17 protein-coding genes are annotated in these 13,423 nt (G+C 62.5%); 10 read left to right on the top strand and 7 right to left on the bottom strand.

Going from position 1 to position 13,423, the window contains the following annotated elements; translation table 11 throughout:
- Positions 1-75: 75 nt before the first annotated feature.
- On the bottom strand, positions 76-1,062 hold the full coding sequence (locus ABOC32_RS28160) for an NAD(P)/FAD-dependent oxidoreductase (RefSeq protein WP_426809670.1): 987 nt from the start codon (positions 1,060-1,062) through the stop codon (positions 76-78).
- 187 nt (positions 1,063-1,249) lie between these two features.
- Between ABOC32_RS28160 and ABOC32_RS28155 the strand changes: the two genes are divergently transcribed.
- Positions 1,250-2,155, top strand: coding sequence for a TIGR01777 family oxidoreductase (locus ABOC32_RS28155; RefSeq protein ID WP_426809669.1), 906 nt, complete (start codon positions 1,250-1,252; stop codon positions 2,153-2,155).
- A gap of 13 nt (positions 2,156-2,168) precedes the next feature.
- The gene (hemH, locus tag ABOC32_RS28150) at positions 2,169-3,182 is read left to right on the top strand and encodes a ferrochelatase (protein WP_426809668.1); all 1,014 of its coding nucleotides are present in this window, start codon (positions 2,169-2,171) and stop codon (positions 3,180-3,182) included.
- Positions 3,183-3,286: 104 nt separating this feature from the next.
- On the opposite strand, the gene ABOC32_RS28145 is transcribed toward hemH, so the two are convergent.
- Together ABOC32_RS28145 and upp are read right to left on the bottom strand one after the other, a co-directional pair.
- Entirely contained in the window at positions 3,287-4,561 is a 1,275-nt protein-coding gene (locus ABOC32_RS28145) for a uracil-xanthine permease family protein (protein WP_016501493.1), read from the bottom strand.
- A 2-nt stretch (positions 4,562-4,563) separates the two neighbouring features.
- Positions 4,564-5,202: a uracil phosphoribosyltransferase gene (gene upp, locus ABOC32_RS28140; RefSeq protein WP_016501492.1), complete on the bottom strand. Its 639-nt coding sequence runs from the start codon at positions 5,200-5,202 to the stop codon at positions 4,564-4,566.
- A 160-nt stretch (positions 5,203-5,362) separates the two neighbouring features.
- Between upp and ABOC32_RS28135 the strand changes: the two genes are divergently transcribed.
- The 3 genes from ABOC32_RS28135 (at position 5,363) to ABOC32_RS28125 (ending at position 6,800) form a co-directional block, all read left to right on the top strand.
- Complete coding sequence (locus ABOC32_RS28135; RefSeq protein WP_338799373.1) at positions 5,363-5,920, top strand: hypoxanthine-guanine phosphoribosyltransferase; 558 nt, start codon at positions 5,363-5,365, stop codon at positions 5,918-5,920.
- Between the two features lie 50 nt (positions 5,921-5,970).
- Positions 5,971-6,441: a hypothetical protein gene (locus ABOC32_RS28130; protein ID WP_426809667.1), complete on the top strand. Its 471-nt coding sequence runs from the start codon at positions 5,971-5,973 to the stop codon at positions 6,439-6,441.
- Between the two features lie 68 nt (positions 6,442-6,509).
- Positions 6,510-6,800: a PA4642 family protein gene (locus tag ABOC32_RS28125; protein WP_426809666.1), complete on the top strand. Its 291-nt coding sequence runs from the start codon at positions 6,510-6,512 to the stop codon at positions 6,798-6,800.
- Positions 6,801-6,977: 177 nt separating this feature from the next.
- On the opposite strand, the gene mqo is transcribed toward ABOC32_RS28125, so the two are convergent.
- Both mqo and ABOC32_RS28115 read right to left on the bottom strand, forming a co-directional pair.
- Positions 6,978-8,486 carry a malate dehydrogenase (quinone) gene (mqo, locus tag ABOC32_RS28120; RefSeq protein WP_426809665.1) on the bottom strand — a complete coding sequence of 503 codons (1,509 nt, stop codon included), beginning with the start codon at positions 8,484-8,486 and terminating at the stop codon, positions 6,978-6,980.
- Between the two features lie 601 nt (positions 8,487-9,087).
- Complete coding sequence (locus ABOC32_RS28115) at positions 9,088-9,321, bottom strand: hypothetical protein (RefSeq protein WP_426809664.1); 234 nt, start codon at positions 9,319-9,321, stop codon at positions 9,088-9,090.
- 145 nt (positions 9,322-9,466) lie between these two features.
- On the opposite strand from ABOC32_RS28115, the gene ABOC32_RS28110 reads away from it, so the two are divergent.
- Positions 9,467-10,051, top strand: coding sequence for a YajG family lipoprotein (locus tag ABOC32_RS28110; RefSeq protein WP_426809663.1), 585 nt, complete (start codon positions 9,467-9,469; stop codon positions 10,049-10,051).
- A gap of 169 nt (positions 10,052-10,220) precedes the next feature.
- Here the strand turns inward: ABOC32_RS28110 and ABOC32_RS28105 are convergent, their stop codons facing one another.
- Positions 10,221-10,427: a hypothetical protein gene (locus ABOC32_RS28105; protein ID WP_003247353.1), complete on the bottom strand. Its 207-nt coding sequence runs from the start codon at positions 10,425-10,427 to the stop codon at positions 10,221-10,223.
- Between the two features lie 159 nt (positions 10,428-10,586).
- Between ABOC32_RS28105 and ABOC32_RS28100 the strand changes: the two genes are divergently transcribed.
- Positions 10,587-10,847: a hypothetical protein gene (locus ABOC32_RS28100; protein WP_426809662.1), complete on the top strand. Its 261-nt coding sequence runs from the start codon at positions 10,587-10,589 to the stop codon at positions 10,845-10,847.
- A 117-nt stretch (positions 10,848-10,964) separates the two neighbouring features.
- Here the strand turns inward: ABOC32_RS28100 and ABOC32_RS28095 are convergent, their stop codons facing one another.
- Entirely contained in the window at positions 10,965-12,131 is a 1,167-nt protein-coding gene (locus ABOC32_RS28095) for a 1-acyl-sn-glycerol-3-phosphate acyltransferase (RefSeq protein ID WP_426811668.1), read from the bottom strand.
- A 125-nt stretch (positions 12,132-12,256) separates the two neighbouring features.
- Here ABOC32_RS28095 and ABOC32_RS28090 point away from each other — a divergent pair, with 125 nt between their 5' ends.
- The 3 genes from ABOC32_RS28090 to ABOC32_RS28080 are packed head-to-tail and all read left to right on the top strand — an operon-like array spanning position 12,257 to position 13,335.
- Entirely contained in the window at positions 12,257-12,439 is a 183-nt protein-coding gene (locus ABOC32_RS28090; protein ID WP_019472473.1) for a CPXCG motif-containing cysteine-rich protein, read from the top strand.
- Complete coding sequence (locus tag ABOC32_RS28085) at positions 12,439-12,699, top strand: putative signal transducing protein (RefSeq protein ID WP_016501480.1); 261 nt, start codon at positions 12,439-12,441, stop codon at positions 12,697-12,699. The genes ABOC32_RS28090 and ABOC32_RS28085 overlap by 1 nt, the downstream gene beginning before the upstream one ends.
- 15 nt (positions 12,700-12,714) lie before the next feature.
- Positions 12,715-13,335 carry an SOS response-associated peptidase gene (locus ABOC32_RS28080; RefSeq protein ID WP_426809661.1) on the top strand — a complete coding sequence of 207 codons (621 nt, stop codon included), beginning with the start codon at positions 12,715-12,717 and terminating at the stop codon, positions 13,333-13,335.
- The last annotated feature ends 88 nt before the right edge of the window (positions 13,336-13,423 follow it).

Here is a 13,423-nt window from a genome sequence, read left to right as displayed (position 1 = left end):
AACTAAAATCTTGTACAAGTTTATTCCAGCACAGCCCGGACGTTATGCAAACTAGAATTTGTGTATGGCGCCCCATCACTCCAAGTGTTCGAGCAGTCGTCGCGCGGCTTCCTGGCCGCTTAGCCAGGCGCCTTCTACCCGCCCGGACAGGCACCAGTCGCCGCAGGCGTACAAGCCTTGGTCAGCATCGGCCAGTGCGCCCCACTCATGATTGCTGCTGGGGCGCGCATAGAGCCAGCGGTGGGCCAGGGCGAAAGTGGGCGCCGGCACCACGCAGCCGACCAGCTCGGCGAATTCGCCCCACAGCTGTTCGATCACTTCTTCCTTGGGCAGGTCGATGTGCTGCCGGCTCCAGTCTGACGTGGCGTGCAGTACCCAGGTATCGAGTTGTTCGTCGCGGCCGGGCTTGCTGCGGTTGCGGGCCAGCCAGTCAAGCGGGTTGTCCTGCACGAAGCAGCCTTGCATCGGGGTGTCGAGAGGTGTCTGGAAGGCCAGGGCGACCGCCCAGACAGGTTCCATTTGCACACCCGCAGCCACGGCCGCCAGTTTCGGGGTGGAGGCCAGCAGTGGTGTGGCCTGCGGTGCTGGCACGGCGATCACCACGCGGCTGTAGGGGCCATGGCTGCAGCCCTCTGTGTCTTGCAGGTGCCAGTACTGCTTGCCGCGGAACACCTCGGCGATGCGGCAGCCGAAGTTCACCGTCACATCCTTGAGCAGGCCACGGGTGATGGCGCTCATGCGTGGCACGCCGACCCAGCGCGTCTGTTCGTCAGGGGAGGGGGTGAGCTCGCCATCACGGTAGTTGTACAGTTGTGGCTTCCATTGCTCGGCCCAGCCGGCGGCAACCCAGTGTTGCACCTGCTCCACGAAGCGCCGGTCACGGGCAGTGAAGTATTGGGCGCCGAGGTCCAGCGCGCCGGCCTCGCTGCGCTTGCTGGCCATGCGCCCGCCACTGCCGTGGCCTTTGTCGAAAAGATGCACGGATTGCCCGGCCTTTTGCAAGGCCTGGGCCGCTGACAAGCCGGCGATACCGGCCCCGATGATGGCAATAGGTACTGTCATGATGGCCTCTTCAAACCTTGCTGTGAGCAGACTACGCTGTCAGGCAAACCTGTACAATCCAGAAATTCTGTATAAGGTTATTCCGCTTTGGCGGGCAGGTTGGCCTATGTTTATCCGAGAGCGTCGGGTCAAAAAAGTGCCTTGATGTTAAAAATAGACCACCGCTGCATTCTGCGAGGACACAGCCATGCATATATTGCTGACAGGTGGCACCGGATTGATTGGCAAGCATCTGTGCCAGTACTGGCTTGGCCAGGGGCACCGGCTTACGGTATGGAGCCGGCGACCCGAGCAGGTGGCGAAAATATGTGGCACTGGCGTACGTGGCATCGCCCGCCTGGAGCAACTGGAGGCGGACGATCAGCTTGATGCGGTGGTCAACCTGGCTGGTGCGCCGATTGCCGATCGGCCCTGGACGGCGGCCCGACGCAACCTGCTGTGGGCCAGTCGGGTCACCCTGACCGAGCAATTGCTGACCTGGTTGGGCACCCGTGAGCAACGCCCGCAGGTGCTGATTTCCGGCTCTGCGGTGGGCTGGTACGGTGACGGTGGCGAACGCGAACTGACCGAGGCCTCGCCACCGGTGCGCGAAGATTTCGCCAGCCAGTTATGCATTGCCTGGGAAGAGACCGCCCAGCGCTCCCAGGCACAGGGCATCCGCGTGGTGCTGGTGCGCACCGGGCTGGTGCTGGCCAGCGATGGCGGCTTTTTGTCGCGCCTGCGCGTGCCCTTCAAACTGGGGCTGGGCGGGCCATTGGGCGACGGGCGGCAGTGGATGCCGTGGGTCCATATAGACGACCAGGTCGCCCTGATTGATTTTCTCTTGCAGCACAAGGATGCCAGCGGTCCTTATAATGCCTGCGCCCCGGAGCCGGTGCGTAACCGTGAGTTCGCCAGGCGCCTGGGCCGGGCCCTGCATCGGCCGGCACTGCTGCCGGTGCCGGCATTGCTGCTGCGGGCTGGCCTGGGCGAGATGTCGACCTTGCTGCTGGGCGGCCAGCGAGCGCGCCCGGTACGCTTGCTGGCGGCTGGCTTCAACTTCCGCTTCAACGATCTGCAATCGGCCCTGGACAACCTGTCCAGCCGCCTCTGACATAGGACGCTGCATGACCGATCACGCCCTGCTGCTGGTCAACCTGGGTTCCCCGGCCTCCACCTCGGTGGCCGATGTGCGCCGCTACCTCAACCAGTTCCTCATGGACCCGTACGTGATCGACCTTCCCTGGCCGGTGCGGCGCCTGCTGGTGTCGCTGATCCTGATCAAGCGCCCGGAGCAGTCGGCACATGCCTATGGCTCGATCTGGTGGGAGGAGGGCTCGCCGCTGGTGGTGCTGACCCGTCGTCTGCAGGCAGCAATGGTCGAGCACTGGCCCCATGGCCCGGTAGAGATTGCCATGCGCTATGGTCAGCCGGCCTTGCCCGACGTGCTGGAACGCCTGGCAGCCCAGGGCGTACGCAAGGTGACCTTGGCGCCGCTTTATCCACAGTTCGCCGACAGCACGGTGACCACGGTGATCGAGCTGGCCAAACAGACGGTCAGCGAGCGCCAGTTGCCGCTGCAGATGCGCGTGTTGCAGCCGTTCTACGAACACCCTGACTACATCGAGGCGCTGGCTGCCAGCGCCCGCCCATACCTGGAGCAGGATTACGATCACCTGCTGCTGAGCTTCCATGGCCTGCCGGAACGGCACTTGAAAAAGCTGGACCCGACCGGCAAGCACGACTTCCAGGCCGCCGACTGCTGCAAGGATGCCAGCGCCGAGATGCGCGCGGTGTGCTACCGCGGGCAGTGCCTGGCCACGGCCAGGGCCTTTGCGCAGAAAATGGGCATACCGGATGGCAAATGGTCGGTGTCGTTCCAGTCGCGGCTGGGGCGGGCCAAGTGGATCGAGCCCTATACCGAGGCGCGGTTGGACGAACTGGGCAAGGCAGGGGTGAAGAAGCTGCTGGTGATGTGCCCGGCGTTTGTGGCCGATTGCATCGAGACGCTGGAAGAGATCGGTATGCGCGGTAGCGAACAGTTTGTTGAGGCTGGCGGGCGGGAGCTGGTGCTGGTGCCGTGCCTGAATGATCACCCGGAGTGGGTGAGGGTGCTGGCTGATATGTGTGAAAAGGCCTGATTTTTCAGGTTGCCTGTACCGGCCTCTTCGCGGGTAAACCCGCTCCCACAATACCTGTGGGAGCGGGTTTACCCGCGAAGAGGCCAGGTCAGGCTAAAGCCGGATCAAGGCAACTGGTCATCCAGTTTCTTGTGTTTCCAGCCATCATTGCCCGGCAGGATCAGGTTCAGGGCAATTGCCACGATGGCGCACAGGGCGATGCCCTTCAGGCCCCAGTCATCCGGGCCGTCACCGCTGCCGATCAGCACGCCGCCGATACCAAACACCAAGGTTACCGACACGATCACCAGGTTGCGCGCTTCGGCCAGGTCGATCTTGTGGCGGATCATGGTGTTCATGCCCACCGCCGCGATCGAACCGAACAGCAGGCACAGAATGCCGCCCATCACCGGTACCGGGATGCTTTGCAGCAGCGCGCCGAACTTGCCGATGAACGCCAGGGTGATGGCGAACACCGCCGCCCAGGTCATGATTTTCGGGTTGTAGTTCTTGGTCAGCATCACCGCGCCAGTCACTTCGGCGTAGGTGGTGTTGGGCGGGCCGCCGAACAGGCCGGCGGCAGTGGTGGCCAGGCCGTCACCCAGCAAGGTGCGGTGCAGGCCAGGCTTTTTAAGGTAGTCACGGCCGGTCACGCTACCGACCGCAATCACCCCGCCGATGTGCTCGATCGCCGGTGCCAGGGCAACCGGGACGATGAACAGGATGGCCTGCCAGTTGAATGCTGGTGCGGTGAAGTTAGGAATTTCCAACCACGGTGCGGCGGCGATCTTGGCCGTGTCGACCACGCCAAAGGCGAAGGCCAGGGCAAAGCCCACCAGTACGCCGGAGATGATCGGTACCAGGCGGAAAATGCCCTTGCCGAACACGGCGACGATCAAGGTGGTCAGCAGGGCTGGCATGGAGATCAGCATGGCGGTCTTGTACGGCATCAGTGCTGCGCCGTCCCCACCTTTGCCCATCGCCATGTTGGCGGCGATCGGCGCCATGGCCAGGCCAATGGAGATGATCACCGGGCCGATCACCACAGGTGGCAGCATACGGTCGATGAAACCGGTGCCTTTGATTTTTACCATCAGGCCCATGAAGGTGTACACGAAACCTGCAGCCATCACGCCGCCCATGGTCTCGGCCAGGCCGAACTGGCCCTTGGCGAGGATGATCGGGGTGATAAAGGCGAAGCTGGAGGCCAGGAACACAGGTACCTGGCGGCCGGTGACCAGCTGGAACAGCAGGGTGCCGATGCCGGCGGTGAACAGCGCGACGTTCGGGTCGAGGCCGGTGATCAGTGGCATCAGCACCAACGCGCCGAATGCCACGAAGAGCATCTGCGCGCCCGAAACGACCTGGCGCCAGAGCGGGTCGTTGAAGCCGTCCTGCATGGTCAGGCGTCCTTTTGCTTGGTGCCGAAGATCTTGTCACCGGCATCGCCCAGGCCCGGCACGATGTAGCCGTGTTCGTTCAGGCGCTGGTCAATCGAAGCGGTGTAGATCTTCACGTCCGGGTGGGCTTTTTCCACCACTTCGATGCCTTCTGGCGCGGCGACCAGTACCATCGCGCGGATTTCCTTGCAGCCGGCCTTTTTCAGCAGGTCGATGGTCGCGACCATCGAGGCGCCGGTAGCCAGCATCGGGTCGATGATCAGGGCCAGGCGCTGGTTGATGTCCGGCGCGAGCTTTTCCAGGTAGGTGTGGGCTTCGAGGGTTTCCTCGTTGCGGGCGACACCCACGGCACTGACCTTGGCACCCGGGATCAGGCTGAGCACGCCGTCAAGCATGCCAATACCCGCGCGCAGGATCGGTACCACGGTGATCTTCTTGCCGGCAATTTTTTCAACTTGCACCTTGCCACACCAGCCATCGATCTCGTAGGTTTCGAGTGGCAGGTCCTGGGTGGCTTCGTAGGTCAGTAGCGCGCCGACTTCCTGGGCGAGTTCGCGAAAATTCTTGGTGCTGATGTCAGCACGGCGCATCAGGCCGAGCTTGTGGCGGATCAGCGGGTGGCGGATCTCACGAGTGGGCATAGGGGGCTCCGAAAGGCGGGCAAAAAAACCGCGCTAGATTAATCTATTCAACCTGTGCTGTCGTCTGGTCATTTTGGACGTTAGTCCATAAATGCTTGATCTGGGACGAGCGGATGCGTACCTTTGCCCGCTTTTCCAAAATGCACCCCCGGAGAGCGCCATGTCCGCCGATCTCGAGCACATCCGTCAAGTCATGCGTGAAGCTGACTGCCTGTACACCGAAGCCGAAGTCGAAGCGGCCATCGCCAACGTCGGCGAGCAGATCTGCAAGGACCTGCACGACAAGAACCCCGTGGTGTTCTGCGTCATGAACGGTGGCCTGATCTTCTCCGGCAAACTGCTGACCCACCTGCAGTTCCCGCTGGAAGCCTCGTACCTGCACGCCACCCGCTACCGCAACCAGACCAGCGGCGGCGAGCTGTTCTGGAAGGCCAAACCGGAAGTGTCGTTCATCGACCGTGACGTGCTGATCGTCGACGACATCCTCGACGAAGGCCACACCCTCAGCGCCATCATCGAGTTCTGCAAACATGCCGGCGCGCGCTCGGTGCACACCGCAGTCCTGATCGACAAGGACCACGACCGCAAGGCCAGCCCGGACCTCAAGGCCAACTACGTGGGCCTGCCGTGTGTCGACCGCTACATCTTCGGTTACGGCATGGACTACAAAGGCTACTGGCGCAACGCCAACGGCATTTTCGCCGTCAAGGGGCTGTAATCAAGCGCCGCCCTGCATGCTAGAGTGCTCCTTCATTCAAGGAGCCTCACATGCGTGCGATTCTTCCCCTCCTGTTGGCGGTCAGCCTGCCACTGGCCGCCGCACCGCTGCACAGCCAGTTCCTGCCGCCTGACGACCAGGCCCTGCGCCAGGAAGCGCCGACCGCCCAGCAATTGCTGCAAGTGACCGACTACGCGGTGGTGGTGGGGGCCCAGCGCCAGTCCGACCAGCAGCCGATCCCGATCACTTCGTCGTTGCAGGTGCGTTTGAAGGGCAAGCCGTTGAGCAAGGGCGCGACCATCGGCCAAGTGCTGCTGACCTTCGACGGTGAAGCGGCCAAGAGCCTGAAGAAGCCCGTGTATGACGAAAAAAGCCGCACCTTGAGCCTGAATTACCCGGTCAGTGACTACCGGGTAATCATGGACCTGCTGCGCAACGAGACCTTGTACGTGCAGTTTCTCACCTATGGCAACGGCCACATCTGGGCCGACCTGCACACCGGTACCGTACGTACGCGTTGAGGCACGCGGCCTGCGAGGGGTAAACTGCCGGCCTTCGAAATCCCGTGATGGTCCAGTTGGAGTCGGCAATGCGTAAAGACAAGAAACAGGTAATCGGCGACGAAATCAGCGACGACTACATCAAGTCGTACCTTCAGTTTGAACCGGCCGATGGTGTGACCTCGCCGTCGCTGCACAAGCTGGTCAAGGCCTACCGCGGGCTGCGCGTCGACGATTTCGAGCGCTTTGTCGGCTTCTTCGTCGAAGCTGGCCTGGACCTGGATGGCAAGGACGAGCACGGCAAGACCTTCGTCGAGCAAATTGCCGACCAGCGCAACGCGCCTGAGTACATCGAGATCATCGACAACGCCCGCGCCTGATTTGTAAGCCTGTACCGGCCCTTTCGCGGGCGCGCCCGCTCCCACAGGGATAGCGCAGAGCCTGAGGGCAGCGCCGAACCTGTGGGAGCGGGCAAGCCCGCGAGGAGGCCGGCACAGGCTGATAGAGATCCAGGCACAAAAAAACGCCCCGAGGGGCGTTTTTTCGTTAGCGGGGGGTCAGGCGTAGTGCTTGGCCGCCGGGCTGCTTTCCACCAGGTCCAGCGCCACGTCGTTCTCGGCACTGATCTTCTGGTACAGGGCAGCATCGGTTGCCAGGGTCTTCTCGCGCGCCGGGAAGATTTCCTTGAGCTTGGCAGCCCAGGCACCTTTGGCCTGCTCGGGGAAGCAGCGTTCGATCAGTTCCAGCATGATCGACACAGTCACCGAAGCGCCTGGGGAAGCGCCGAGCAGTGCGGCCAGGCTGCCGTCCTGGGCCGAGACCAGCTCGGTACCGAACTGAAGCACGCCGCCTTTTTTCGGGTCTTTCTTGATGATCTGCACGCGCTGACCAGCCACTTCCAGGCGCCAGTCTTCGGCTTTGGCCTGTGGATAGAAGCGACGCAGGGCTTCCAGGCGCTGCTCCATCGACTGCATCACTTCGCTGACCAGGTACTTGGTCAGGTCCATGTTGTCACGGGCCACCGCCAGCATCGGGCCGATGTTGCCCATGCGCACCGACAGCGGCAGGTCCATCAGCGAACCGTGCTTGAGGAACTTGGTGGTGAAGCCGGCGTACGGGCCGAACAGCAGCGACGTCTTGCCGTCCACCACGCGGGTATCCAGATGCGGTACCGACATCGGCGGGGCGCCCACGGCGGCCTGGCTGTAGACCTTGGCCTGGTGCTGCTTGACGATTTCCGGGTTGTCGCAACGCAGCCACTGGCCGCTGACCGGGAAGCCGCCAAAGCCTTTGCTTTCCGGAATGCCGGATACCTGCAGCAGCGGCAGTGCCGCGCCGCCGGCGCCGAGGAAGACAAAGCGGGCGTCGACTTCGCGGCTGCCGCCGCTGTTGACGTCCTTGATGCTCACGGTCCAGCCGCTGCCGTTACGGCGCAGGCCGACGACCTTCTTGCTGTACTTCACCTGCGCGTCCGGCGAGTCGCCCAGCAGCTTGAGCAGCTTGTTGGTCAGGGCGCCGAAGTTGACGTCGGTGCCTTTGGCTACTCGGGTAGCTGCAATGTGCTGGTCGGCCGGGCGGCCTGGCATCATCAGCGGCATCCAGTCGTTCATCACCGCCTTGTCTTCGGTGTATTCCATGTCAGCGAAGGCATGGTGCTGCTTGAGCAGCTCGAAGCGCTTCTTGAGGAAGGAAACACCCTTGTCACCCTCGACGTAGCTCAGGTGCGGGACAGGGTTGATGAACGCACGCGCCGAGCCGAAGTTGCCCTTCTTGCTCAGGTAGGCCCAGAACTGGCGCGACACCTCGAACTGGGCGTTGATGTGCACGGCCTTCTTGATGTCGATGCTGCCATCGGCGGCCTGAGGCGTGTAGTTAAGCTCGCACAGACCAGCGTGGCCGGTGCCTGCGTTGTTCCAGGGGTTGGAGCTTTCCGCGGCTCCGGAGTCCATCGCCTCGACGACCTCAAGCTTCAGGGTCGGGTCAAGCTCCTTCAGCAGTACGGCCAGGGTGGCACTCATGATGCCCGCGCCTACCAGTACTACATCAACCGATTCGTTCTGCGCCATTTAACGCGTCTCCACAATCTACAGCTACCTAATTGACAGCATAGGACCTGGGTTAGCCAGGGTCGCCATGTCCGACTTTTCGCAGTTCTTGCAACTTCCGCGGACACCGCCAATCAGTCTTCGGGTTCAGCTATTGAACGCCGTTTGCCACGGGTGCGGCAATTCGACTTATGGTCAAGGTGTCGTGCGTGCGTTATGGAACGGTTCAGACACTCATACGGGATGAGCGCATTTGCCGCCTGTTCAGGGCTGTTCGGGACACATCTGCCGCTTTTGCACATGCCAGACTGTTCATTTGCTCGCCACACTCTTGTGAAGTTGTGAAAACCGTTTTTTCACGCTCTTTTGGAGACGTGAACCTCAAAAGGGGACTGCGCGATGGCAACCCGCAGGTTCATGCAGTGTGAAGGGCCGGAAAAGCAGGCACGACAGCCGATGCAAGACCTGAGTGGAAGGCTCTCTGTGGGCGAAGCGGGTGAAGTTGCCGGGGTCAATCGGCGAGTGCGGGGCCCGATCAGGAGACGTCCTTATAATCGGGGGGAGATTATAGCGATGTCGCGGGCAGAAATGTCGCCATTCGTGGTTTTTATTGCAGCGTTTGTCAGGCCGCGAGGATGCGCTGGTGCCAGCGGCGGCTTGCGCGGGCGCAAACCCGGGCGTCGGCGGGCAGCTCGCGGCCCAGCCAGGCCAGCTGCACGTCACCGACCTGGACCCAGCCGCTGCCGCTTGGCGCCTGGCTGCATTGCTTGAAGGCCAGGCATTTGCCTTGGCCATCGAGGCGGGCGTAGGTGTTGTGGCGCGGGCGTTGGAAGAGCAGAGTCCAGAGCGAGGCCATGGCGGCGAGTCCTTTGTGTGAGGGCTTGGCGCAAGGATAAGGGCGTGGCCATGAAACGATTGTGACAAGCGGTGCGAGCCGATGACTGGTCTGTGCCTGGCTAGGTATACTGTGGGCCTTTGCCGCATTTTCTGGAGAAACGCGCATGTTGCAACGTCTGTTGTTCGGTTTGATCGCCGTGGCCAGCCTCAGCCTGGTCGGTTGTGCCCACAGCCCGCAACAACTCAACCCGCAACCCACGCTCAAGGCCCAGCTTGCCCCGGTAGGCCACGGCCAGCCGGTGGTGGTCCGGGTGGTTGACGGCCGGCCTTCGCAGTCCCTGGGCACCCGTGGTGGCATGTACCCCGAGACCAGCACCATCAGCGTCAGCGGTAACGACGTAGTACCAAAGCTGCAGGCCCAGGCCGAAGCTGCTGTGCGCCTGCTCGGCTTCACCCCGACGCCGAACGCCGGTAATGCGCCACAGCTGACCGTGACCCTTGCCGAGCTGAAGTATCAGTCGCCCAAAGACAACCTGTACGTGACCGAGGCCACCATCGGTGCCACCTTCCGTGCCGACGTGCGCAACGGCGGCCGCAGCTACAGCGGCCGTTACGGCGCTTCGCTGGACCAGCGCTTCGGCATGGCGCCGAACCAGGACACCAACACGCAACTGGTGGGTGATGTGCTGAGCGATGCGCTGACCCGCCTGTTCAAGGACCCGACCATCGGGCAGGTGCTGGGCCAATAAGCCTCATGCTGTAAACGAAAACCCGCTGCCTGAGTGCCAGGCAGCGGTTTTTTTGTTGTCTGTGCGGGCCTCTTCGCGGCTAAAGCCGCTCCCACAGGTGCGGCGCAGACCTTGATTTTGGCGCGGTCCCTGTGGGAGCGGGTTCACCCGCGAAAGGGCCGGCACAGGCTCAAGCGGCTTCTATGTGGAAATCCAGCAAGCTGAAGCCCGTCCCGGCATCCACCTCCGGCAAGTCTTCATGCACATGCCCGCCCAGCGCACAGTAGACCAGCCACTGGCGGTCCTGCACATTGATGGCAAAACCATCGATCAGCGCCTGTTGTTCATCGCTCTGGGCGACGAGGTAGAGGCGGTCCTGGTTTTCGGCGTGCAGCATGAACAAGCTCCGGGTCATGAAAGGCCGACAGGGTGGCCTGTTCAGATGACGAGCGAATGACAGATGAAATTTAATGACACTTTGTCGCCCATGCCGGGCGCCGAACAGCGACTTGGGTAGAATGCGGGCCTTTGCCGCTGCTCACACCGAGGTTGCGTGATGTCCTTGCAAGTGCTCTGGGGGTTCCTGGCCGCCCACCCCACCAAATTGATCAACCTGCTGGCGCTGCTGCTGACCTGCCCGGGCGGATTGCTACTGCACAGCGCACGGCGGCGCGAGGCCGAGACCCGCGAATACATGGCGGTGGAGGAGGGGGTGGTGGACGCGTTCGACCTGCGGGTGCCCAAGTACTTCTACATTCTAGGGTTCGCTTGCCTGGCGATGGCGCTGCTGCTGTCCTGGTTCAGTACCTGGGTCTGAGAAATTGGGGCCGCTTTGCGGCCCATCGCGACACAAGGCCGCTCCTACAAGAGATCGCGTTCCCCTGTAGGAGCGGCCTTGTGTCGCGATGGGCTGCAAAGCAGCCCCGGCAATCTTTCAGGCTACAGGTGCCTGCTGCCTGACCTGGTACTGGTTACGCACCGGCGTCGCATACTGCAACACCAGGTAAGGCCGCTGCTCTTCAGGGCACGCATCCAGCCGGCGCTGCCATTCTTCCCTGGCCTTGGCCAACTCGTCCGCCGGGAACACCTCCTCGGCACTCGGCACCTGCAGCGCCTCGTCTTTGCTGTCCCACATCGCATACGCCAGGTAATGCACCGGGAACAGGCGGTAGCTGCCAAGGATCTGCCGGTCGATTTCGGCTGCCAGCTGCTTGGTGTCCTCGTGGTACGCGGTCACCGGCGGGGTGAACGTGATGTGCACCCGGCCCTTGTAGCCGGTAATGCCCTTGGCGATGCTGTTGTCATCCTCGCCGGGCGCCTTCTTGTAGGTACCGGTGGTGGCGCGGATGTACAGCTCGCGGGCCTTGGCCTGGTCGCACGGGTCGTATTCGTAGCTGATCGACACCGGCGTCAGGTTCAGGCTCTGGATCACCGCACCGAACGGCTCGTCCTTGCGGCTCATGTGGAACATCTTGAGGATCGCCGAATCGGTGCGGTCGTCACCGTCCTTGGCGCGGCCTTCGGCCTGGGCGATCCAGATCGACGTGGCGTCGTTGCGGATCGAGTGGCTGATGTAGGCCGAGAGCAACTGATAGGCCGCCAGCTTCTCGCGGCGCCCGCTGATCGAACGGTGCACGATGAAGCTTTTGTTCAGGCGCATCATGTCGCTGACAAAGGGCTTTTGCAGCAGGTTGTCACCAATGGCAATGCGCGGGGTGGGCAAGCCTGCGTGGTACACCGCGTAATTGACGAAGGCCGGGTCCATGACGATGTCACGGTGGTTGGCCAGGAACAGGTAGGCGGTGCCGGCCTTGAGCTGTTCCACGCCCGAATAGGTAACGCCGTCGGTGGCGCGGTCGATGGTCTGGTCGACGTAGTACTCGACTTTGTCCTGCAGGGTGGAAACGCAGGTGACGCCGGCGAATTCCTTGCGCAGGCGACGGGCAATCAGCGGCTTGAGCAACCAGCCGAGGGCCCCGGCCGCACGCGGGAAGCGGAAGTGGGTGAGGATATCGAGGAATGCCGGGTCGCTGAGCAGGCGTGCCAGAACGGCAGGGACCTCAGCGTCGTCGTACGGTCGGATGGCATCGAATTCGCCCATCATGCTCTCTTGTTGGAAACGGCTAGGGTAATAAGGTAGGGGCGGGTTCCGAAAAACGGCTCGGACACACACAGGCCCTGTAAACAGACCGGCAATTATACGCACAAGTCACCCCGGAGGCCGCGATGCTGGAAACTGCGAACTACGATTGCCCTTATTGTGGCGAGGAAGTCGAAACCACGGTGGACCTGTCCGGTGGCGATCAGGAGTACATCGAGGACTGTCAGGTGTGCTGCAAGCCTATCCGCTTCGTGCTGCAGGTTCATGGCGAGGAATGGATGCTGGACGTCTTCGGTGAGAACGACTGATGCGGCGTATCTACGAACCTGAAAACCTGCTCGAAGCCGAAATGCTGGTCGGTATGCTGGCCAGTGAAGGCATCAACGTGCAGCTGGTGGGCCGTGACTTGATGGGGGGTGTGGGCGAACTGCCCCTGCAAGGCCTGCTCGGGCTGGCGGTGGCGGATGAGCAGGCCGAGTACGCACGGCAGCTGATCGATGCGTACAATGATGCCCAGCCACTGGTTGGCGACGAACCGGAGAGCTTCCCCGGTACCTTGATCTGCTAGGTTCTGAATTCGCCCATGTGTGGACGTTATGCCCTGTTTCGCTGGCCCCAGGCGCTTGCCAGCCTGCCTGGCTTCCCCGAAGGCCAGCCGGCCCAATGGAACATTTCGCCCGGGGCTTCGGTGTTGATCCAGCGCCAGCTCGACGGCCAGCAGCAACTGGCCAAGGCGCGCTGGGGGCTTACCCCGGCCTGGCTCACCGACCTGTCCCGCACCCCCGCGCATGCCCGCGCCGAAACCCTGGTCGAGCAGCCCATGTTTCGCGATGCATTTCGCCAGCGTCGCTGCCTGATGCCGGCCAACGGCTTTTACGAGTGGCGTGGCAATGTGCGTAAACGCCCGTACTGGTTGACCCCGGGGGAAGGCTCGTCGCTGTTTTTTGCAGCAGTGTGGGAGGCCTACCCGGTGCAGGACCAGGTGTGGCTGAGCTGCGCGGTGGTGACCCAAGCGGCCATGAACCAGCGTCGGCCGCTGATACTGGACGAGGCGGGGCAGGCGGCGTGGCTTGACCCGGATACGCCGATTACCCGCTTGCACGAGTTGCTGGCCAGCCCGCCGGCAACCTTGCGGGAGCGTGCCTTGGCCAATTTCGTCAATGACCCGAAGCTGGATGCGCCGGAGTGCCTGACCCCGGCTTGATGTATTGCCGGTACAGGCGAAGAAATCTTCCCTACGGCTATAGCGGGCACTGGCGACTCGGCCTAGGATACGGCGCATGTAAAAAGGG

It is taken from the genome of Pseudomonas sp. WOUb67 (assembly GCF_050058005.1).
Classification (GTDB): Bacteria; Pseudomonadota; Gammaproteobacteria; order Pseudomonadales; family Pseudomonadaceae; genus Aquipseudomonas; species Aquipseudomonas putida_R.
The sequence above is the reverse complement of the archived record's forward strand: the minus strand, read 5'-3'. Positions and strand labels throughout refer to the sequence as shown.

Coding starts and splice junctions, on each gene's coding strand:
- ABOC32_RS28155 (WP_426809669.1), top strand. CDS start 1,250: ATGCATATATTGCTGACAGGTGGCACCGGATTGATTGGCAAGCATCTG.
- mqo (WP_426809665.1), bottom strand. CDS start 8,486: ATGGCGCAGAACGAATCGGTTGATGTAGTACTGGTAGGCGCGGGCATC.
- hemH (WP_426809668.1), top strand. CDS start 2,169: ATGACCGATCACGCCCTGCTGCTGGTCAACCTGGGTTCCCCGGCCTCC.
- ABOC32_RS28105 (WP_003247353.1), bottom strand. CDS start 10,427: ATGCTGCACGCCGAAAACCAGGACCGCCTCTACCTCGTCGCCCAGAGC.
- ABOC32_RS28135 (WP_338799373.1), top strand. CDS start 5,363: ATGTCCGCCGATCTCGAGCACATCCGTCAAGTCATGCGTGAAGCTGAC.
- ABOC32_RS28085 (WP_016501480.1), top strand. CDS start 12,439: ATGCGGCGTATCTACGAACCTGAAAACCTGCTCGAAGCCGAAATGCTG.
- ABOC32_RS28115 (WP_426809664.1), bottom strand. CDS start 9,321: ATGGCCTCGCTCTGGACTCTGCTCTTCCAACGCCCGCGCCACAACACC.
- ABOC32_RS28125 (WP_426809666.1), top strand. CDS start 6,510: ATGCGTAAAGACAAGAAACAGGTAATCGGCGACGAAATCAGCGACGAC.
- ABOC32_RS28145 (WP_016501493.1), bottom strand. CDS start 4,561: ATGCAGGACGGCTTCAACGACCCGCTCTGGCGCCAGGTCGTTTCGGGC.
- ABOC32_RS28110 (WP_426809663.1), top strand. CDS start 9,467: ATGTTGCAACGTCTGTTGTTCGGTTTGATCGCCGTGGCCAGCCTCAGC.
- ABOC32_RS28095 (WP_426811668.1), bottom strand. CDS start 12,131: ATGGGCGAATTCGATGCCATCCGACCGTACGACGACGCTGAGGTCCCT.
- ABOC32_RS28080 (WP_426809661.1), top strand. CDS start 12,715: ATGTGTGGACGTTATGCCCTGTTTCGCTGGCCCCAGGCGCTTGCCAGC.
- ABOC32_RS28090 (WP_019472473.1), top strand. CDS start 12,257: ATGCTGGAAACTGCGAACTACGATTGCCCTTATTGTGGCGAGGAAGTC.
- ABOC32_RS28100 (WP_426809662.1), top strand. CDS start 10,587: ATGTCCTTGCAAGTGCTCTGGGGGTTCCTGGCCGCCCACCCCACCAAA.
- ABOC32_RS28130 (WP_426809667.1), top strand. CDS start 5,971: ATGCGTGCGATTCTTCCCCTCCTGTTGGCGGTCAGCCTGCCACTGGCC.
- ABOC32_RS28160 (WP_426809670.1), bottom strand. CDS start 1,062: ATGACAGTACCTATTGCCATCATCGGGGCCGGTATCGCCGGCTTGTCA.
- upp (WP_016501492.1), bottom strand. CDS start 5,202: ATGCCCACTCGTGAGATCCGCCACCCGCTGATCCGCCACAAGCTCGGC.